The sequence below is a fragment of the Sphingomonas agri genome (assembly GCF_038148795.1).
In the GTDB taxonomy this organism is placed as follows: Bacteria; Pseudomonadota; Alphaproteobacteria; order Sphingomonadales; family Sphingomonadaceae; genus Sphingomicrobium; species Sphingomicrobium agri.
On the sequence record NZ_JBAPEU010000001.1, the window covers coordinates 293549 to 313589 of the forward strand.

At 62.8% G+C, this 20041-nt stretch carries 21 protein-coding genes; 14 read left to right on the top strand and 7 right to left on the bottom strand.

Features of this window, described 5'->3' with window-relative positions:
- Window positions 1-166 precede the first annotated feature (166 nt).
- Window positions 167-688, bottom strand: a complete 522-nt coding sequence (gene infC, locus V8192_RS01480; RefSeq protein WP_341631289.1) for a translation initiation factor IF-3 — start codon at window positions 686-688, stop codon at window positions 167-169.
- A 143-nt stretch (window positions 689-831) separates the two neighbouring features.
- Window positions 832-2853 (bottom strand): threonine--tRNA ligase, encoded by a 2022-nt coding sequence (gene thrS, locus V8192_RS01485; protein WP_341632280.1) that lies wholly within the window; start codon window positions 2851-2853, stop codon window positions 832-834.
- Between the two features lie 221 nt (window positions 2854-3074).
- Between thrS and V8192_RS01490 the strand changes: the two genes are divergently transcribed.
- Together V8192_RS01490 and V8192_RS01495 are read left to right on the top strand one after the other, a co-directional pair.
- Window positions 3075-3290, top strand: a complete 216-nt coding sequence (locus V8192_RS01490; RefSeq protein ID WP_341631290.1) for a helix-turn-helix transcriptional regulator — start codon at window positions 3075-3077, stop codon at window positions 3288-3290.
- Complete coding sequence (locus V8192_RS01495; protein ID WP_341631291.1) at window positions 3290-4099, top strand: hypothetical protein; 810 nt, start codon at window positions 3290-3292, stop codon at window positions 4097-4099. The genes V8192_RS01490 and V8192_RS01495 overlap by 1 nt, the downstream gene beginning before the upstream one ends.
- A 125-nt stretch (window positions 4100-4224) precedes the next feature.
- Here the strand turns inward: V8192_RS01495 and V8192_RS01500 are convergent, their stop codons facing one another.
- On the bottom strand, window positions 4225-5181 hold the full coding sequence (locus tag V8192_RS01500; protein WP_341631292.1) for an aldo/keto reductase family protein: 957 nt from the start codon (window positions 5179-5181) through the stop codon (window positions 4225-4227).
- A 178-nt stretch (window positions 5182-5359) separates the two neighbouring features.
- Between V8192_RS01500 and V8192_RS01505 the strand changes: the two genes are divergently transcribed.
- The gene (locus tag V8192_RS01505) at window positions 5360-6058 is read left to right on the top strand and encodes an alpha/beta fold hydrolase (protein WP_341631293.1); all 699 of its coding nucleotides are present in this window, start codon (window positions 5360-5362) and stop codon (window positions 6056-6058) included.
- Window positions 6055-6756 carry a tetratricopeptide repeat protein gene (locus V8192_RS01510; RefSeq protein ID WP_341631294.1) on the top strand — a complete coding sequence of 234 codons (702 nt, stop codon included), beginning with the start codon at window positions 6055-6057 and terminating at the stop codon, window positions 6754-6756. The genes V8192_RS01505 and V8192_RS01510 overlap by 4 nt, the downstream gene beginning before the upstream one ends.
- Here the strand turns inward: V8192_RS01510 and V8192_RS01515 are convergent.
- Window positions 6753-7499, bottom strand: coding sequence for an SIMPL domain-containing protein (locus tag V8192_RS01515; RefSeq protein WP_341631295.1), 747 nt, complete (start codon window positions 7497-7499; stop codon window positions 6753-6755). The two genes, V8192_RS01510 and V8192_RS01515, sit on opposite strands and share 4 nt — an antisense overlap.
- 111 nt (window positions 7500-7610) lie before the next feature.
- Between V8192_RS01515 and V8192_RS01520 the strand changes: the two genes are divergently transcribed.
- The 4 genes from V8192_RS01520 to V8192_RS01535 are packed head-to-tail and all read left to right on the top strand — an operon-like array spanning window position 7611 to window position 10281.
- Window positions 7611-8027: a VOC family protein gene (locus V8192_RS01520; protein WP_341631296.1), complete on the top strand. Its 417-nt coding sequence runs from the start codon at window positions 7611-7613 to the stop codon at window positions 8025-8027.
- Window positions 8021-9079 carry an NAD(P)H-dependent flavin oxidoreductase gene (locus V8192_RS01525; RefSeq protein ID WP_341631297.1) on the top strand — a complete coding sequence of 353 codons (1059 nt, stop codon included), beginning with the start codon at window positions 8021-8023 and terminating at the stop codon, window positions 9077-9079. Before V8192_RS01520 ends, V8192_RS01525 begins: the two co-directional genes overlap by 7 nt.
- 11 nt (window positions 9080-9090) lie before the next feature.
- The gene (gloB, locus tag V8192_RS01530) at window positions 9091-9810 is read left to right on the top strand and encodes a hydroxyacylglutathione hydrolase (protein ID WP_341631298.1); all 720 of its coding nucleotides are present in this window, start codon (window positions 9091-9093) and stop codon (window positions 9808-9810) included.
- Window positions 9811-9870: 60 nt separating this feature from the next.
- On the top strand, window positions 9871-10281 hold the full coding sequence (locus V8192_RS01535) for a hypothetical protein (protein ID WP_341631299.1): 411 nt from the start codon (window positions 9871-9873) through the stop codon (window positions 10279-10281).
- Here the strand turns inward: V8192_RS01535 and V8192_RS01540 are convergent.
- Genes V8192_RS01540 through V8192_RS01550 form a run of 3 tightly spaced genes read right to left on the bottom strand, consistent with a single transcriptional unit; the run spans window position 10278 to window position 14812 of the window.
- Complete coding sequence (locus V8192_RS01540; protein ID WP_341631300.1) at window positions 10278-12023, bottom strand: AMP-dependent synthetase/ligase; 1746 nt, start codon at window positions 12021-12023, stop codon at window positions 10278-10280. The two genes, V8192_RS01535 and V8192_RS01540, sit on opposite strands and share 4 nt — an antisense overlap.
- 17 nt (window positions 12024-12040) lie before the next feature.
- Window positions 12041-13756: a gamma-glutamyltransferase gene (gene ggt, locus V8192_RS01545; RefSeq protein WP_341631301.1), complete on the bottom strand. Its 1716-nt coding sequence runs from the start codon at window positions 13754-13756 to the stop codon at window positions 12041-12043.
- Window positions 13757-13765: 9 nt separating this feature from the next.
- Window positions 13766-14812, bottom strand: coding sequence for a quinone-dependent dihydroorotate dehydrogenase (locus V8192_RS01550; protein WP_341631302.1), 1047 nt, complete (start codon window positions 14810-14812; stop codon window positions 13766-13768).
- A 120-nt stretch (window positions 14813-14932) separates the two neighbouring features.
- Between V8192_RS01550 and V8192_RS01555 the strand changes: the two genes are divergently transcribed.
- From V8192_RS01555 to V8192_RS01580, 6 genes are all read left to right on the top strand, one after another.
- Window positions 14933-15331, top strand: a complete 399-nt coding sequence (locus tag V8192_RS01555; RefSeq protein ID WP_341631303.1) for an SUF system Fe-S cluster assembly regulator — start codon at window positions 14933-14935, stop codon at window positions 15329-15331.
- Window positions 15328-16797, top strand: a complete 1470-nt coding sequence (gene sufB / locus V8192_RS01560; protein WP_341631304.1) for a Fe-S cluster assembly protein SufB — start codon at window positions 15328-15330, stop codon at window positions 16795-16797. The genes V8192_RS01555 and sufB overlap by 4 nt, the downstream gene beginning before the upstream one ends.
- Window positions 16798-16918: 121 nt before the next feature.
- Window positions 16919-17662 carry a Fe-S cluster assembly ATPase SufC gene (gene sufC / locus V8192_RS01565; RefSeq protein WP_341632281.1) on the top strand — a complete coding sequence of 248 codons (744 nt, stop codon included), beginning with the start codon at window positions 16919-16921 and terminating at the stop codon, window positions 17660-17662.
- Complete coding sequence (locus tag V8192_RS01570) at window positions 17659-18396, top strand: SufD family Fe-S cluster assembly protein (RefSeq protein ID WP_341631305.1); 738 nt, start codon at window positions 17659-17661, stop codon at window positions 18394-18396. Before sufC ends, V8192_RS01570 begins: the two co-directional genes overlap by 4 nt.
- On the top strand, window positions 18393-19586 hold the full coding sequence (locus tag V8192_RS01575) for an aminotransferase class V-fold PLP-dependent enzyme (RefSeq protein ID WP_341631306.1): 1194 nt from the start codon (window positions 18393-18395) through the stop codon (window positions 19584-19586). Before V8192_RS01570 ends, V8192_RS01575 begins: the two co-directional genes overlap by 4 nt.
- Entirely contained in the window at window positions 19583-20038 is a 456-nt protein-coding gene (locus V8192_RS01580) for a DUF59 domain-containing protein (RefSeq protein WP_341631307.1), read from the top strand. Before V8192_RS01575 ends, V8192_RS01580 begins: the two co-directional genes overlap by 4 nt.
- Window positions 20039-20041 lie beyond the last annotated feature (3 nt).

Consider the following 20041-nt stretch of genomic DNA (forward strand, 5'->3'; position numbering starts at 1 on the left):
GGTTGAGAGTGAGGCTAAACCCGAAAAGCGTTCAAAGGAAAGCGCTGCAGCTGCTGGCGGCAAACAATGGGGGACGCCTGCAGCAATTTGGCAACAGCAGTGTAAGTAAGGGCCATGGGCGGAACGTCCGGCAAGCGTGGCCGCCCATGGCGCTCGAACTCGAATCTTACTTGGGAGCCAGCACCATCAGCATCTGGCGGCCTTCCATGCGCGGATGCGCTTCGACCTTTGCCATCTCGGCCGTTTGCTCCTGGACACGGCGGAGGACCGCCATTCCAAGCTCTCCGTGCGCCATCTCGCGGCCGCGGAAGCGCATGGTGACCTTCACCTTGTCCCCTTCCTCGAGGAACTCGAACACCTTCTTCATCTTGGTGTCGTAGTCGTGGTCGTCGATGTTCGGACGCATCTTGATCTCTTTGATCTCCTGCGTCTTCTGCTTCTTGCGCTGCTCGGCGGCCTTCTTCTGCGCTTCATATTTGTAGCGCCCGATATCGAGGAACTTTGCGACCGGCGGATCCGCGTTCGGAGAAATCTCGACGAGATCGAGTCCGACTTCCTGCGCCTGTTCGAAGGCTTCGCGCGTAAACATCACGCCCAGATTTTCGCCGTTCTCATCGATCACCCTGACCTTGGGCGACTGGATGAACTCGTTGTAGCGGGGGCCACTCATCGGCGGCGGGGGTGCCATGGGACGGCGTGGATAGGGCGGCGGTATAGCGAAGTCTCCGAATAGTTGTTGGCAGCGTTGAGAGTTAAGCACTCGCGGGCTTCATGAAAAGTCCGCGTGAACGAATGTGAGTCTTTTTTGCCGCGACCTGTGGCGCGGAGTCGTCATGCCGATGGCTTAAGGTCGGGCGGCACCGCTTGGTTCCGTATCATTGCGACGACTTCGTCGAGACTCATCATCATCTGGTGATCGTCACTTCCAAGGCGGCGCACCGCGACCGTTCCCTCCTCCGCCTCGCGCTTGCCGACAACGAGGAGCAACGGAACCTTGGCGAGGCTGTGCTCGCGCACCTTGTAGTTGATCTTCTCGTTGCGAAGGTCGGTCTCGACCCGGATCCCGGCCGCCGCCAGCCTCGCGGCAACGTCCTTCGCATATCCATCCGCCTCGGAAACGATTGTCGCCACAACCGCCTGGACGGGCGCCAGCCACAGCGGGAACCTGCCGGCATAATGTTCGATCAGGATACCAATGAAGCGCTCGAAGGTACCGATGATCGCCCGATGCAGCATGACGGGGCGGTGCTTCTGACCGTCTTCGCCGACGTAATTGGCATCCAGACGTTCGGGAAGGACGGTGTCGGCCTGGATGGTCCCGACCTGCCAGGTCCGCCCGATGGCGTCAGTCAGGTGGAATTCGAGCTTGGGGGCATAGAAGGCGCCTTCGCCCGGGAGCTCCTCCCAACCATATTCGGCAGTGTTCCGGCCCGCCTTCTTGACCGCGTCGCGCAATACCTGCTCGGCGTGATCCCATTCCGCGTCCGTGCCGTACCGCTGGTCGGGCCGCAGGGCGAGCTTGATCGCGTAGCTCTCGAAACCAAGGTCGCGATAGACGCTGTCCAGAAGGTCGCAGAATTCGACGACCTCGTCGACTAGCTGTTCCTCCGTCACGAAAATATGAGCGTCGTCCTGGGTGAACTGGCGCACACGAAGTATGCCGTGCAGCGCGCCGTGCGGCTCGTTCCGGTGACAGCAGCCGAACTCCGCCAGTCGAAGCGGAAGGTCGCGATAGCTCTTGATGCCCTGATTGAAGATGAGCACGTGGGCGGGACAGTTCATCGGTTTCAGCGCCATGAGATCCCCGCCACCCGACAGGATCGGCGCATCCTCGTCCGTCGACGGGATCTCGTCGGGGACGACGAACATATTCTCCCGATATTTTCCCCAGTGCCCGCTCTTTTCCCATTGGCGCGCGTCCATCAGCTGCGGCGTCTTCACTTCAAGATAGCCGGCAGCGTCGAGCCGCCGGCGCATGTAAGCCTCGAGTTCGCGCCAGATGATATAGCCGTTGGGATGCCAGAAGACGCTGCCGTGCGCTTCCGCCTGGAGGTGGAACAAGTCCATCTCCTGACCGATCTTGCGATGGTCGCGCTTGGCTGCCTCCTCGAGCCGGACGAGATAGGCATCGAGCTGCTTCTTGCTTAGCCATGCAGTTCCGTAGATCCGGCTAAGCATCGGGTTCTTGGGATCGCCGCGCCAATAGGCACCCGAGACCCGCGTCAGTTTAAAGGCGCTCGGGTCGAGCTTTCCGGTGGAGGCGAGGTGCGGTCCGCGGCAAAGGTCGATCCACGCTTCCTCCCCGGCGCCGGTGCGGTACATGGTGATGGTTTCGCCGGCAGGCAGATCCATAACCCACTGGGCCTTGAACGCCTCGCCTTGCTTCTCAAAGAAGTCGCGAACCTCGTCGCGCGACCAGACCTCCCGCACGAGCGGCTTGTCGGCGGCGATGATGCGCCGCATCTCCTCCTCGATCAGCGGCAGGTCTTCCTCGGTGAACGGCCCATGCTCCGAGCTCGGTGCGAAGTCATAGTAAAAGCCGTCCTCCGTCGCGGGGCCGAAGGTAATCTGCGTCCCTGGAAAGAGGTTCTGCACGGCCTCCGCGAGGATATGCGCAAAGTCGTGACGGACGAGCTCCAGTGCGTCCTTCTCGTCGCGCGAGGTGATGAGGGCGAGGCTGGAATCGCCCTCGAACGGACGCATGATGTCCCTGACCTCGCCATCCACCTTGGCAGCAAGGGCAGCCTTGGCGAGCCCGGGCCCGATCGCCGCTGCGACGTCGGCCGGCGTCGACCCCTCGGGCATTTCCTTCACCGAGCCGTCGGGAAGGGCGATCTTGAACATCTTGGTCATGACGAGGGCCATGTAGCGTCGCTCGGCAGCCCTCTCAACCGCAGCATCGGTTCTGCTCCCACTATTGCGTGCGCCTGATCCCGCACCGCCTCGTTGATCAGGCGCGCCCGGAAGCGACGGCGACGTAAAGGTCAGTTGACGACTTTGGTCGCATTGAAGTAAAGTTTACTTGTCTTAGTGACAAAGAAGCTTTACGCGCGCTTCTGCCGGAGGGAGTGAACGTGGAAAACCGTCTTCGTCTTCTACGCGCCGCGCGCAACTGGAGCCAGCAGGACCTTGCCGGACGCCTGGAGGTGTCGCGTCAAAGCGTCAACGCGATCGAAACCGGCAAATATGATCCCTCTCTGCCACTGGCGTTCCGCATTGCCGAACTATTCGACCGGTCCATCGAGGATATCTTCGTGTCTCCTTCCCGTCGCAGTTCAAAGGCAATCTAGTGATCGCGCTGCTTCTCGCGGCCCAGCTGCTGACACCGGACGTCGAATGCCACTTCGATCGCGCGACCTTCGAGTTTGCAGGATCGGCGCTCGAGCAGGCCCGCTGTCTCACGCGCCATGTGGATCCGGGCGGCAGTGCAGAAGCGCAACAGGACCTGCCGCCGACGCTCGCCCGTCTGATCGGCCAGCCCGCCCACATCAACGCGGCGAAACTTGCAGCGGAGCTTCGGCGCCAGGGGATCGCGCTGCCGGCGACGACACCAGTGTCGGAAACGCTCGATCATCATCGGGCCATCTATTTCGTGATCCACGACACGAGCTCGCCCTGGATCGGTACGAGGGATTTCCCGCGAGGCTTCGACAAGCAGGCCTATTTCAACGATGTCAGGCAATTCCTCGGCAAGGACGCGGTCGCCCACCTGTTCAACGATCGCCGTGGACGAGTGAGCGTTGGTCATGATCTCGAAGTCGGCTGGCGCGCAACCAAGCTCGAAAGGATCCTCGGCGAACCCCTACGCGGCCGCTTCCTGCACGTGGAGAATGTGCAGCCGCGGCGCGAGGACTCCTCGGGGCCTCCTCACAACGATCGGATCGGACCCGATCCCGGCTTCACCCGACGGCAATACCGGACGCTTGCCTTCCTCTACGTTCTTGCAAGCGCGCGTGCGGGGACGTGGATGATCCCGGCGTTCCACGCCAATATCGATCGCGGCATTCCCGAAGCGCACGACGACCCGCAACATTTCGATCTTGCGTCATTCGACCGCGAAGTGGACCGCTGGACCAGGCGCCTTCAAAGCGCTCCTTGAGTAAGTGCCGGCGGTGTCGGTGCGCCGCGGGAGTTCAGGAAGCTCAGCCGGGATGCCGAGGGCGGCCGGCGAAAAGCTGAAAGTCCGGCCGGTCGAGGAGATTGTGTCTATCCCCTCGTTGAGAGTCAGGCTTCGACGCGGCCGAGGACCTCGTCGATGATTTGCTCTGCGCGCATGAACAATTGGGTGTCGATGATCACACCCGATGCGCCCGCGTTCTCGCGCACCTGCTCCGGCCGCGACGCCCCGATTATTGCGGAAGCGACGTTGGGCTCCCGCAACACCCAGGCGAGCGCAAACTGTGGCAGAGTGAGGCCCGCCTCGTTGGCGATCGGCTTCAGCTTCTGGACGGCGCGAAGGACGTCGGGCTGCATCAGCCGGTCCATCCATCCGCCCATTTCCTCGCTCGCCGCCCGCGAGTTCGAAGGCGGCGGCTGGTCAGGGTCATACTTGCCGCTAAGGACCCCCTGGCCGAGCGGAGACCAAACGATCTGCGAGATGCCATTGGCCGCACAGAGCGGGATCACCTCTTTTTCGGGCTCTCGCCACAACAGCGAATATTGGGGCTGGCTCGAAACGAACCGGGCGACGCCAGTCATGTCAATTGCCGCCTGGATCTGCTCTGCAGGCCATTCGGAAAATCCGATGTAGCGGGTCTTGCCTTGCTCGATTGCGCGGGTCAGCGTCTCCATCGTCTCCTCGAGCGGCGTTTCCCGGTCGTAGCGATGGCACTGATAGAGATCGACGTAGTCGGTTCTCAGTCTCCGGAGGGAAGCATCGAGCTGCTTCTCGATCTGGCCGCGCGAAAGGCCGCGATCGTTCGGCCCCATGGGAAAATAGACCTTCGTCGCCAGCACATAGGATTGGCGGGGCCGCCCATGCAGCGCCTCCCCAAGAAAGGATTCCGCCGCGCCCTGCCCGTAGACATTCGCAGTATCGATGAAGTTGATGCCCTGCGCGAACGCCTCTTCGAGGCAGGCGCGTGCGCTCTCGGCTTCGACGCCGACGCCATAGGTCAGCCACGATCCCAGGGAAATTTCGGAAATCTCGAGATCGCTGCTGCCGAGCTTGCGGGTTTTCATGGACCTGCCTCCTTTGCTTGTTGACGACAACCGGCCGCATACGTGCCTGTTCCGGACCGCCCGTTGCCGAAAGGGACAGGCAAAGGCGCCTATAGGACCGGCCGCCACGGGAGCGAATCATCAGTCAGTCGGTCAATCGACGAGTTGCTGCCCGGCGACGAAGCGCTAGGGCAGGTACATGAGCAAGGTTGCCTATCTCGAGATCGCTGACCGACGCATTGCCTATCGCCAACGTGAAGGCGGTAGTCCGACACTGGTGTTCATGCCTGGCTATGCGTCGGACATGGAGGGTACCAAAGCGCTTGCGATCGACGCGTTCGCGGGGCGCCGCGGGATCGCGATGCTGCGCTTCGATTATTCCGGTACTGGATCGAGCAGCGGCCGGTTCGAGGATGGGACCCTTGACCTCTGGCTGGAGGAAGCGCTGCAGGTCATCGACAGGCTTAGCCGTGGTCCGCTCGTTCTCATCGGATCCTCGATGGGGGGCTGGATCGCACTGCACCTCGCGCTTCTGCGCCCGGAGCGCGTTCAATCCCTCGTCGGAATAGCCGCGGCTCCCGATTTTACCGATTGGGGATTTACGAACGATGCGGCAGCGAAGTTGACCGACGAGGGACGGATGACACGCCGATTCTGGGAGTCGGGTCAGCGGCTGCTCCTTGGCGGGTCAATCGGGGTCGATTGTCCGGTCCGGCTCATTCACGGCGAGTGCGACGAAGAGGTTCCGCTACGCGTCGCCTTCAAGACGCTGCGGGCACTTCGTTCATCCGATGTCCAGCTCAATGTGCTCAAGGACGGCGGTCACCGGCTGTCCACTCCGCATGAGATCGACGCGATCCTGCGGACCGTTGCCACCCTGCTGGAGCCTGCGCCTTGATCCCTCTTCTCATTGCTCTCGCCGCGGCAGCTGCCGCTCCCGCCGCCAAAGGCACGTGCCCGGATCTTGTCACGCCTGATGCCCTCGTTTGCCGCGCACTGGATGCGCAGAAAAGGGGTGACAATGAGTCAGCGGCGCAGGGTTTCGAGGAAGCGGCCAAGGCTTCCTTGGAAAAGGACCCCAGGACTGCGCGCATGTACGCGGCCGCCGGAAATTTGTGGATCGCGGCGAACCAGCCGGGCAAGGCCGCGCTCGATCTCGACAGGGCGCTCGGCCTCCCGGGCCTCGAAGCCGAGCAGCGCGGTGAGGCGCTCCTCGACCGCGCCCGCGCCGCCGAGGCGCAGGACGATCTCAGGACCGCGCGAGCAAAGGCCAACGAGGCATCGGCGACGATCTCCGAGGATCCTTTCTTTTGGTATTTTTCGGCGGCCCTCGCGATCCGCGAGAATGACCCGCTGACAGCAAAGAGCGCGATTGCGAAGGCGCTGATCCTGGCGCCGAACGATCCCGCCGTTCTCTTCGAAGCGGGGCACGTGTCCGACTTCACGGGCGACGACGAGGCTGCGCGTACGTATTGGAAGCGTGCCCAGTCGGCCGATCCCAACGGCCCCGTCGGCAAAGCTGCCGCCAAGGCCGTCGAGATGCTGGGTGTGACGCCCACGCTGAAGACTGAAGCCGTTCCGGCGAAGAATAACTAACCCAGATCGTAATCGATCGTCGTTACGACCCGCACCTTCTGGAAGGGCGTGCTTCCGCCGGACGAACTACAGTCGTCACAGTCCTCGCCGTCCCGCGGACCAACCGAGAAATAGCCTTGGCTCGCGGTCTTGATACGGCCGACCGTGGCTCCGCTGTCACGCGCGAACTGCTCGGCGCTGCTGCGCGCGTTCCGGTTCGCCTCGGCGATCATTCGCGGCTTGAGTGCGTTCAAGCCGGTGAAGCTGTAGGTGATATTACTGTTCGATAGCTCGACACCCTCGCGCAGCAACTCGGCCTGGCGGCTCGAGGCGTGCCGCACGCGCATGACGTCGCTTGTCCTAAGCTGGATCGAGCGGCTGACGGTCAGTCGCTGGGGTCCCGCCGGCCGGCCATCCTTGTCCCTTGGCTGGTCCCGGCTGAACGATACGTCCGCGTCCGTGATTTCTGCTGGCGAGAAGCCGGCACGACCGAAGAAGGTGCGGACCGCGTGCGCCTGCTGGTCAACCGATTGCTGGACCGATCCTAGATCGTCGCCCTGGTGAGAGAAGTTGATGGACCAGGTCGCGAGATCGGCAGTGACATTACGTTCTGAAACGCCGCGCACCGTAACCGTCCGGTGCTCGGCCATCTTGGAGCGCCTGAGACCGTCACCCAGGGCATAGCCACTGGTGGTGAGGCCGACGGCAAAAATCGCCACCGCGCCCAAAAGGACGACGCGGCTGTCCTGCAGCTTGTTGATCATGGGATGAAAACCCGTGCGTTCGTCCGCATATAACGAGCAGCCACCGGTCACGATCGCCGGTCACGACTGCGACGAACCGTGCATTTATAGCGATGAATCGAGGGACGCGAAATGAAATTCCTGCATTCGATGATCCGCGTGTCGAATCCGGACGCGACTGTTGCATTCTTTCAACTGCTCGGTCTCGAAGAGCGGCGGCGAATGGAGAATGAAGCCGGCCGATATACCCTCGTCTTTCTCGGCGTTCCCGGCGACGAGGGAGGCGAAGTCGAACTGACCTACAACTGGGACGAGGGCGGCTATGACGGCGGGCGGAATTTTGGCCATCTCGCCTATCAGGTCGATGACATTTACGAGACCTGCTCCAGGCTCATGGACAATGGCGTGACCATCAACCGCCCGCCCCGCGACGGGCGCATGGCCTTTGTTCGAACGCCGGATAATATTTCGGTGGAACTCCTCCAGAAAGGGGCAGCGCTCCCGCAGTCGGAACCCTGGGCATCCATGCCGAACGTCGGGCAATGGTGAACTGGCCCGGCAGCGGCTTTCTCGATCTCGTCGGCTGCTCGGAGCCGATCATCCAGGCCCCGATGGCCGGCGCCGGCGGCGTTGAACTTTGCGTTGGGGCGATCGAAGGCGGAGCTCTGGGCTCTCTGCCGTGTGCGCTTCTCTCGCCGGGCGAAGTTCGAGCGCAAGTTGCCGAGGTCCGCGCGCGCGCCAGCGGTCCCCTCAATCTGAACTTCTTCTGCCACGCCATGCCGGGCGCCGTGGACGACAGCGCGTGGAGAGCCTTGCTGCTGCCCTATTACGACGAATTCGACGTGCAGCCCGAAAAAGGCGGCGCGCTCCGCCTGCCGTTCGACGACTCGATGTGCACCGCCGTCGAGGAGGCAAGGCCCGAGGTCGTCAGCTTTCACTTCGGGCTGCCCGATGAAGGTCTCCTTGCGCGCGTCAGGGCAACAGGGGCGATCATCATCGGCAACGCCACCACCCTCGAGGAGGCCCGCTGGCTCGAACAGCGCGGGGTCGACGCGATCATCGCTCAGGGCTTCGAAGCGGGCGGCCATACAGGGCGCTTCCTCGGATCCAGCCCCGAGGAAGCACTCGGGCTGTTCGCCCTTCTGCCCCAGATTGTGGATGTCGTGTCGGTCCCAGTCATCGCCGCTGGCGCCATTGCCGACGGCCGCGGGATTGCCGCAGCTTTCCTTCTGGGCGCGAGCGCGGTCCAGCTTGGAACAGCGTACCTCCACACGCCCGAAGCTGCGATCAGCGAGGTGCACCGCGCAAGGCTTGCTGACGGTCGGACCCTGTTCACCAACCTCCTGACGGGCGGCCTAGCCCGCGGCGTCCACGGCCGCCTCATCGACGATCTGGGCGCGGTTAGGCCAGAGGTGCCTCCCTATCCGCTCGCGAGCCTAGCTCTTGGCTCCATCCGCGCAGCAGCGGAAAAGCGCGGGGAGTTCGGCTTCGGCCCGATGTGGGCCGGGCAAGCTGCACCGCTTGGACGGGCGCTTCCGGCGGCCGAACTTACCCGCAAGCTTGCGGCCGACGCGCTGGCGATCATCCGGGGCCGGGCGTAATGGCGCCTGAGATGAAGATCGTGCCGGTACTCGCTTTTAGCGACAATTACCTGTGGCTCGTCCACGACGAGGTGAGCGGCGAAACCGCCGTGGTCGACCCCGGGGACGCGGCGCCGGTCCTTGCCGAAGCGGACCGGCGAGGCTGGGCGATCACGCAGATCTGGAACACGCATTGGCACCCCGATCACACCGGCGGAAATCTGGCGATAAAGAAAGCTACCGGCGCCCCGATCTACGGCCCTGCAGGCGAAAAGATTCCCGGCCGCGACATTGCGCTCACGGAAGGCGGCGAGCTGCGCCTCGGCACGCATGTCGGCCGGGTAATCGATGTCCCTGGTCACACTCTTGGACATATCGCGCTCGTCTTCGACAAGGACGGACTCGCCTTTGTCGGTGACACCCTGTTCGCAATGGGATGCGGCCGGCTGTTCGAAGGGACGCCGCAGCAGATGTTCACTTCGCTTGGGCGGCTCGCCGAACTTCCTGGCGACACCCGGCTCTATTGTGCGCATGAATATACTCTCTCGAACGCTCGTTTTGCGGCTCATGCGGCGCCTGACAACGAGGCTATCGCTCAACGTCTCGCGGAGGTCAGCCGCCTGCGGGAAGAAGGGAAGATCACCGTTCCAACGACCGTTGCGCAGGAACGTGAAACCAATCCTTTCGTTCGCGCCACAAACGTGGATGAGTTCGCGCGTTTGAGATCCGAGAAAGACAGCTTCCGTTCATGAGCGGAAGCGTTGTAATTCGTTCCTGCGCGCCCCGAGGGATGTCCCTATGAGGAGGTCAACATGCGTGTGATCCCGTTCCTGACAGCGGCAGCTGCACTCACCTCGTGTACCATGTCGGCGGCGCCTCCTGGCGGACAACTGGCGTCGCAGAGAGAATTCCAGCAATTGCTCTACGGCAAAGTGGCGCAACGTCCGATCAGCTGTCTGCCTCACTATCTGTCGAACGACATGCGCGTCATCGACGATGACACCATCGCTTTTCGAAGTGGCAGCAACCGTGTCTATGTTGCGCGCATGCAGGGCAGCTGCAACGGTCTGACTCAAGGCCATAATGCCCTGGTGACCAGGCAATTCGGGAGTGCCGATCTATGCCGGGGCGACATCGCCCAGGTCGTCGACACCATGAATGGCTTTACCGTCGGCAGCTGCGTCTTCGGCGACTTCACGCCCTACGTGAGACCCGGAACCTAGCGGCCGTAAAGCGCATCGAGACGGCCCGCATAGACGTTCGAGATGATATGGCGCCGGATCTTCATGGACGGCGTCAGCTGCTCGTTCTCGATTGAGAAGGCGTCGTCCGCAAGCGCGAAGCGTCGCACTTTTTCGATTACGGACAAGTCGCCATTGACCCTGTCCACAGCGCGCTGGAGCTGGGCGTGAAGGTCCGGAGCTGACGCGATTTCGGGGTCGGGAACGAGAAGCGCCACAAGGTGCGGACGGCGATCGCCATAGACCATCGCCTGCGCGATCTCCGGCTGCAGCGTCAGCATTCCCTCGATCCGCTGCGGCGAGACATTGTCGCCCTTATCGTTGACGATCAGGTCTTTCTTTCTGTCGGTAATGACGATCCGGCCGGCTTCGTCGAAATGCCCGACGTCGCCTGTTGCAAGCCAGCCGCCGCTCAGGACCCGCGCGGTCTCCGCGGGATTGCGCCAGTAACCCTTCATCACGTTCTCGCCGCGGACCATGATCTCGCCGTCTTCGGCAATGCGCACCTCGCAGTTCTTGACGGGCGGACCAACCGTCTCAAGGCGGATTCCGACGCTCGGCCGGTTGCAGCTGATGAGCGGTGCCGCCTCGGTCTGGCCGTAACCCTGCAGGAAGGTGATCCCGAGTGACTGAAAGAAAACGCCCACTTCCGGGTTGAGGGGCGCACCACCCGAGACCCACGCCTTTTGCCGTCCGCCGAACCGTTCCCGGATCTTCCTCCGCAGCGTCAGCGACAGGATGCCATCCATTGGCAGGTCCCATGGTTTGACCGCGCCATTGTAACGGTCGCTGCCGATCTTCAGCGCCCGGTGCAGAAGATATTTCGAAAGGCCGCCCTGCGCGGCGACCGACTTCAGGATGCGTGCGCGGAGCAACTCGAACAGCCGCGGCACGACGACCATGATCGTCGGCTTCACTTCCTCGATGTTCGAGGCCAGTTTTTCGAGGCTCTCGGCGTAATAGATCTGTCCACCAAGTGCGACGGGGAAATGCTGGCCGCCCATATGCTCGTAGGCGTGACTGGCCGGCAGGAACGACAGGAACACCTCGTCGCCCCAGCCAAAATCGGTCGAGATGATGTCGGTCGCGCCCTCGAGGTTGTGAAGGATTGCGCCGTGATGCTGCTGGACACCGCGCGGAGCGCCACCCGTGCCGCTCGTGTAAATGATGCAGGCAAGGTCATCGCGCCCGATGCCCGCGACTGCCTTCTTCATCAGGGCGACATCGCCGTCACTGCGCGTCAGGTCGGCCCAGTGATGAACATTGACCCAGTCGGGCACCTGCCCCGAGCGGATTTGTTCGATGCCGATGATGTGGTGGCACTCGGCCGACGTCAACACCGCGGGCACGAGATTTCTGGCGAGCTTCTGGCTCGAAACGATCACTGCGCGAGCTCCTGAATTACCGAGCACATGCGCATGATCGCGGGTGGTATTGGTCGTGTAGGTCGGGACGGTCACGCAGCCCGCCGCCATGATCGCAAGGTCGGCAATCAGCCATTCGGGCCGATTCTCGCTGACGAGGGCGACCCGGTCTCCCGGCTCAAGTCCGATCCGTTTCAGGGAGGCGGCGAGCGCTGCCACCTGCCGCGCCGCCTCGCTCCAGCTGATGGGACACCATTCACCGTCTCGCTTTGCCCAGAGAAACGGTTGTCCCGCCTTTTCCTGCGCACGCGAAAGAAAGAGCGAGACGAGATTGTCGAAACGTTCGAGCTGTCGGGCCAAGTTCCCCCCTTGGAAATCTATTGGGCGACCGCCGCGCCCTCGCTGCGGGGATCAGCGCCCCCCATCCAGCCGCGGTTCGACCATTCAACGGCATTCGCCTTGAAGCTCGGATCGCGGACCTGCACCTTGTGCCCCAGCTCCTGAAGCTGCGGCGCCATAGCCTCGAGGAAGCTTCCGCGCTCAAGAAAAACCGTGTCGCCGCCCGGCGCGAAAATCACCGGGAGCGCGATCGCCTGCTGAGCCGTGAGATGCCAGTCGATCACACCGATGATGGTCTTGAGCACCTGCGCGGGGATTGTGGCACCGCCCGCAGCGCCGACCGCGAGGCGAATTCGGCCGTCAGGCCCCCAGACGATGGTCGGGCTCATCGAGCTTCGCGGTCTCTTGCCGCCCTGGACGCGATTGGCCGTCAGGCACCCATCCTTGCCTGGAACGATATTGAAGTCGGTCAGCTCGTTGTTGAGATAATAGCCGCTCGTCATCAATCCGGAGCCGAACACGCTTTCGATGGTCGACGTTTCCGAGGCGACGTTGCCCTGCGCATCGACGGCGACGAAATGCGAGGTGCCCCGTTCTTCAACCGGTGCCGCAGTGCAAATCCGCTTGGCCGCTCCAGCCGGATGCCCGGCTGCGACGTTCGCCATCGTCCTGTCAGCGGAGATGAGGGCCGAGCGGCCGGCGAGATATCGGGCATTCATGAGCCCCGCGACAGGCACCGGAACGTAATCCGCATCGCCAAGATACTGGTCGCGATCTGCATAAGCGAGGCGCATCGACTCCGCGATAAGGTGCCAGGAAGTCGGAGAATGAGGCCCAAGCGCCGACAGGTTAAATCGCTCGAGCTGCTTTAGCGTTTCGAAAACCGTTGTTCCGCCTGACGACGACGGGCCCATTCCGCAGACCCTGTACCCGCGATAGGTTCCGCAGACCGGTGCGCGGATCCTGGCATCATAACTTGCAAGATCGCCGGTGCTCATCTTCGAGGGATGGAGCGGTGAACCATTGACGGTCGCAACGATCGCCTGCGCGTTCGGGCCGACGTAGAAACTGTCAGCGCCCCGCGCTGCAATCCCCTCGAGGAAGGCTGCAAATGCCGGGTTCTTCACGAGTGTTCCGACGGGAAGCGGATTGCCGTCTGAACCATAGAAGATGGCACGGGCCTCGGCGGACATTGCTCCCGTTCGGCGACTGCTGTTCAACGCGTTGTAGAGGCGTGGCGTGACCTTGAATCCGTCCCGGGCAAGGCGGATTGCGGGCTGGAACAATATTGCCCAGGGAAGCCTGCCATATCGCTTGTGCGCCATGGCCATCATCCGAAGATTCCCCGGAACTCCAACGCTCTTGCCTCCGGGTACCGCCTCCTCGTGCGCCATCGGTTGGCCGTTTTCGTAGAACCACGTTCCTCCCGCCGCGTGAGGCGCCGTCTCGCGGCCATCGAACGTCACTGCAGCATGGCCATGATCGGAGTAGACGAGATAGCCCCCGCCCCCGATCCCGGAGCTTTGCGGTTCGACGACATTGAGCGCCAGAAGGGTCGCAAAGGCCGCGTCAGCGGCGCTGCCGCCGCGCCTCAGCATGTCGGCGCCCGCTTCGGCCGCACGCGGATCGGCGGCGCTCACCATCCCTTTTGCAAGCAGGATGGGAGGACCGCGAACGATCGGCTTCGAGGCGGTGGCGGAAGGGCCGGCGAGCGCTAAAAGTCCGGCGGCCAATGCAAGAGAACGCAGACGCATCCCCGCGCGCTACCCTGTCCCTACTGCCTCGGCAATGTTGGCATAACCTTCGCGCTTCAGCCGGTGCGCAAGGCCCCGGGCGATCCGGCTTGCGATGCCGGGCCCCTCATAGACCATTGCCGTATAGAGCTGGACGAGACTCGCTCCGGCCCTGATGCGCTCCCACGCATCGTCGGCCGTCGAAATGCCGCCAACGCCGATGAGAGGAATTTGCCCGCCGGATGCCGCCTGGAATTCGCGCAGCGCCTTCAGTGCCAGCGCCTTGAGCGGTGCCCCCGAAAGGCCGCCCGGTTCAAGTGCATGGCGCGATCTGAGCGGCGGCCGCGAGACCGTGGTATTGCCGATGATTATGGCGTCGACGCCGTGCTCGATGGCGACCCGGACGATCTGGTCGGGCTCGCCCTCACCAAGGTCAGGCGCGACCTTGAGGAAGATTGGCGGTCCCTTCTTCGGCCGGGCCTCGTTCACGGCCGAAAGGAGGGCTTTGAGAGCGCCTTCATCCTGCAACTGGCGAAGGCCTGGGGTATTGGGCGAGCTGATGTTGATCGTAAGGTAACGCGCGAGGGGGGCCATGGCGCGCACGCCGTTCGCATAGTCAGCGATCCTGTTCTTGCTGTCCTTGTTCGCACCGATGTTCACGCCAATGATCCCGTGCATGCGCGTACAGTCAATGAGGCGGCCGTAAGCGGCTGGCTGGCCCCTGTTGTTGAACCCCATGCGGTTGATGACCGCGGCGTCCTGGCGGAGCCGGAACAGTCGAGGCCTTGAATTGCCTTCCTGCGGCTGCGGAGTGAGCGTGCCGACCTCGACGAAGCCGAATCCGATGGTCAGCATCTGCTCGGGGACTTCAGCGTCCTTATCGAAGCCCGCGGCAAGGCCGACGGGAGTGGGAAATTCGAGTCCGGCGACCGTAGTCCGGAGCGATGCTGGAAAGTCGGGTGGTCGCCGTGGTGGCATCAGCTTGAGGACCTTGATGGTCATGCGATGCGCGGTTTCAGCGTCAAGGGCGAAGGCCAGCGGGCGAATGAGTGGGTAGAAGCGCACGGAAGCGGCCATACCCCCATGGGGAGCTTGTTTCAGCACCCATGAATAATATTGGGGCCCTGACCGATGCAGAACCGGTTGAGTTTCGGGCGCCGAACTCCTAAATCGGACTGGAATGATCCGAATTAGACCATGCGCCTGAGCCATCTTGCCGATTATGCAGTGGTCCTGATGACTGCGGCCGCCCGCCGTCCTGCGACTGCTCGCCTCAGCGCAACAGAGCTTGCCGCGGAGACGGGGGTCCCGCTTCCCACCGCCCAGAAGCTGATGGGACAGCTCGCTGCCTGCGGCCTGTTGCGCAGCGCTCGCGGCGCTTCGGGCGGATTTTCGCTCGCAAGATCCGCCGTCGAGATCAGCCTCGCGGACATCGTCGAAGCGGTCGAAGGCCCGATTGCAATGACGGTCTGTTCAGAAGGACGGACCGACTGCGCGCTCGACGCGCACTGCCGCGTCAAGCCGCACATGGGCGTCGTCGGCAATGCCGTGCGCGGTGCCCTTGGCGCTGTCAGCCTGACGGAACTGGCACGATGACCGACGACATCCGCAATGCCGAAGTCCATGAAGCCGTCAATCGGGACTATGAATGGGGCTTTGTTTCGGACGTCGAGCAGGAGTTCGCGCCCAAGGGGCTCGGCGAGGACACGGTCCGCTTCATCTCGTCGAAGAAGGAAGAGCCTGCGTGGATGCTCGAGTGGCGCCTCAAGGCGTATCGGGCCTGGCTCGAGATGGAAGAAGTCAGCTGGGCCAAGCTCGATATTCCAGCGATCGACTACCAGGATGCCTATTATTACGCGGCGCCCAAGCAGAAACCGAAGCTTGCCTCACTTGACGAGCTCGATCCCGAAATTCGCCGTACCTACGAGAAGCTCGGCATCCCGATTGAGGAGCAGAAAGTCCTCGCGGGCGTCGAAGGCGCAGCCAAGGTTGCTGTCGACGCGGTGTTCGACAGCGTCAGCGTCGCGACCACCTTCCGCGAGGAATTGAAGAAGGCCGGGGTGATTTTCCTCAGCATTTCCGAAGCGATCCGCGAACATCCCGATCTGGTGAAGAAGTATCTGGGGTCGGTAGTCCCGCAGCGCGACAATTATTTCGCCTGCCTCAATAGCGCTGTCTTTTCCGACGGCACGTTCGTCTACGTGCCCGAGGGCGTGCGCTGTCCGATGGAGCTTTCGACCTATTTCCGAATCAATGCGGAAAATACCGGGCAGTTCGAGCGAACGCTGATCATCGCCGACAAGGGCGCCTACGTATCCTACCTCGAAGGCTGCACGGCGCCGATGCGGGACGAAAACCAGCTGCACGCCGCCGTTGTCGAGATCTACGCTCACGATGACGCCGAGGTGAAATACTCTACCGTCCAGAACTGGTACCCGGGCGACAAGGAAGGCCGCGGCGGCATCTTCAATTTCGTGACCAAGCGGGCACTGTGCGCAGGCGATCGCTCGAAAGTCAGCTGGACCCAGGTCGAGACCGGGAGCGCCATAACCTGGAAGTATCCCAGCTGTATCCTCAAGGGCGATTCAAGCGTGGGCGAATTTTATTCGGTGGCGTTGACCAACAATCGCCAGCAGGCCGACACCGGAACCAAGATGATCCACATCGGGGCGAACACGCGTTCGACCATCGTCTCGAAGGGGATCAGTGCGGGCAGGTCCAACAACACTTATCGCGGGCTGGTCCGGGTGCTTCCGCGTGCGGAGAATGTGCGCAACTTCACCCAATGCGATTCCCTGCTTCTCGGCGGTGACTGCGGCGCGCACACGGTTCCCTACATCGAGGTCAAGAACCCGACCGCGACCATCGAGCACGAAGCCACAACCTCGAAGATCAGCGAGGACCAGCTGTTTTACGCCATGAGTCGGGGACTTGATCAGGAAGCAGCGGTCGCGCTCATTGTGAACGGCTTCGCACGCGAGGTCTTGAAGCAGCTGCCGATGGAATTTGCAGTCGAGGCCCAGAAGCTGCTTGGAATTAGCCTGGAGGGCTCGGTCGGATGATGCCGTTGCTGTTTTTGGCCGCGGCGTCGGCCGAGGCGTTCGACCATGACGCGGCGGACAATATGCGCCGTCACTTTCACATCAATTGCCCGGCTGCCCGCTCGGAGAGATCGAAATGAGCATGCTGGATATCCGGGATCTTCGCGCGAACGTCGGTAACAAGCCGATCCTCAACGGCGTCTCGCTGAGCGTGCCGGCCGGCGAGGTGCACGCGATCATGGGTCCCAATGGCTCGGGCAAATCTACGCTTGCGTACATATTGTCCGGCCGCCCGGGCTACGAGGTGACCGGCGGCAGCGTCTCGTTCGATGGCCGGGACCTGCTGGCCCTGGAGCCGCACGAACGCGCGGCAGCGGGGCTTTTCCTGGGCTTTCAGTATCCGGTCGAAATCCCTGGCATCTCATATCTCCAGTTTCTTCGGGAGAGCCTCAATGCGCAGCGCCGCTCGCGCGGCGACTCCGAAATTTCCGCCGGCGAATTCATCAAGTTCGCACGCGAACAGGCCGCCTTGCTCGGAATGGACGCCGAAATGCTGAAGCGTCCGGTCAACGTGGGATTTTCGGGCGGCGAAAAGAAGCGCGCCGAAATGGTCCAGATGGGAATCATGGCGCCAAGGTTCGCACTTCTGGACGAAACGGACAGCGGGCTCGACATCGATGCGCTGAAAGCCGTCGGCGCAGGGATCAACCGGATCATGCGCTCTCCCGACAAGGGCGTCCTTCTCATCACCCACTATCAGCGGCTGCTCGACTACGTGGAGCCCGACCGGGTGCACGTCCTTCGTAACGGGCGGATCGAGCGGAGTGGCGGTCCCGAGCTTGCCCGCGAACTCGAGCGCGAAGGCTATTCGGAGGCTGCCGCGTGACCGCTCCCTTTCCTACCCGGCGCCAGGAGGAATGGCGCTATGCCGACCTCGACGCATTGAAACCCGTCTGGGAGCAGTTCTCAGAACCAATGACACTGATCGTTGGTCCAGGAGAGGAGCTGGAGGAGGTGTGGCTTCCCGACGCGTTGGACGTCCAGCTGCGCCGTCTCAACATATCGCTTGGCAAGAGGGCCAAGGCGCGCATTTTTGCACTCAACAACGCCGACGTTTACGGTCGGATGGAGCTTGAGGTCAGCCTCGGGGAAGAAGCGCAGTTCGAGCTTTTCGGTGCCAACATCGGAACCGGCCTTTCGACCAACGAATTCGTCACCAGCATCCGGCACCTGGGTCTTGGCGGCCGCTCGCGGCAGGTCGTTCGTTCGGTCCTTGGCGGCAGGGCTACCGGGTCTTACCTCGGCAAGGTGGAGGTTGCTCGGGGAGCCCAGCGAACCGACGCGGAACAGTCAGTGAAGGCGATGCTCCTCGACCGGGGGGCAACAGCGAACTGCAAGCCGGAGCTCGAGATCTTCGCGGACGACGTGAAGTGTGCGCACGGTGCAACCGTTGGAGAGCTTGACCCGATCCAGTTGTTCTATGCCCAGAGCCGCGGACTCGATCCGGCGCGCGCACGGGCGCTGCTCCTGGAAGGTTTCGTCATGGGCCTGTGGGACAGCGCCCAAGGAAGTGACGCCATCTGCCAGGCGGCGCGCGAAGCCTTGCGGAGAATCGTATGAACGCTCCTGCGCGCATCAACTCCGCGCTCGACGTGCGCGCGCAGTTTCCGGCCGTCGGAAGCTGGCACTACCTCGACAGCGCGGCGACCGCGCAGAAGCCGCAGGCGGTCATCGATGTGATCACCCAAGCCTATGCGCGCGATTACGCGACCGTCCATCGCGGCGTCTATCAGCGATCATCCGAGATGACGGGCCGCTATGAAGCCGCGCGGGCCGCAGCTTCGCGACTGATCGGCGGCAAGGCTGACGAGCTGGTCTTCACCCGTGGTGCCACGGAAGCAATCAACCTCGTTGCGCGGACGCTGCCCAAGGAAGGGCGTTCCCGTGTCCTCCTCTCGCAGCTGGAGCACCACAGCAACATCGTTCCCTGGCAACTCGCCGGCTTCGAGGTCGATGCGGTGCCGCTCACCGCTGAAGGAAAAATCGACCTCGACGCAGCAGAAGCGATGCTGACCAAGGATCATCGCGTCCTCGCACTTGCGCACGTCTCGAATGTTCTTGGCTCGGTGCTCGACGTGAAGCGGGCCGCCGGAATCGCGCATTCCAGCGGCGCGCTTCTGCTCCTCGACGGCTGCCAGGCGGTTCCCCGGCTGCCCGTCGACGTCGCCGACATCGGTGCCGATTTCTACGCTTACTCTGCGCACAAACTGTATGGCCCGACCGGCATCGGCTGCCTGTGGGGCCGATCCGAGCTGCTTGGCGCGCTTCCGCCATGGCAGGGCGGCGGATCGATGATCGATCGCGTCACGTTCGAGCGGACAACCTATCTCGATGCCCCTGCACGGTTCGAAGCAGGCACGCCGCATATCGTGGGAGCCATCGGGCTGCACGCAGCAATCGGCTGGGTCGAAAAGCTTGGCCTCGAGAATATCCATGCGCACGAGTGCGCGCTTGTCACCGAGGCCCGCTCGGCGCTCTCGAACGTCGGCGGGGTCACCGTCTACGGCCCGGAGGATTCGGCGGGAATTGTGAGCTTCAATGTCGATGGGGTGCATGCGCACGACACCGCCACCATATTGGACGATGCGGGCGTCGCGGTCCGCGCCGGCCACCATTGCGCGCAGCCGCTGATGGACTGGCTTGGGGTGAACGCGACGGCGCGGGCGAGCTTTGCTGCACATAGCGACAGCTCGGACATCGAGGCGCTCGTGCGCGGAATCGAACAGGTGAAGCGGATCTTTTCGGCATGAACCGGGAAAAGAAGATCGAGACCGAGGAAGTCGACGCCGTTGCTGCGCCTCCGCGCGGACGCGTTACGCCGGACTTCGAGCGAAAGAAGGACTATCTCGCAGGCTTCCTCGCCGGCGAGAAAGCCGACGCGTCAAAGGCTGGCCCGGGAGGCGATCTTCAGGTCGCCGTCGTTGAGGTACTGAAATCCATCTACGACCCGGAAATCCCGGTAGACATCTACGAGCTCGGCCTCATTTACGATGTCGCTATCAGCGAGGATGGAGACGCCACCATCACCATGACGCTGACCACCCCGCACTGTCCGGTCGCCGAGTCGCTTCCTAACGAGGTCGAGCTGCGCGTCCTCTCGGTACCTGGAATACGGGACGCCATTGTAAACCTCGTGTGGGATCCGCCGTGGGACCCGTCCAAGATGAGTGACGAAGCCCGCCTCGAGCTCGGGATGCTTTAGCGA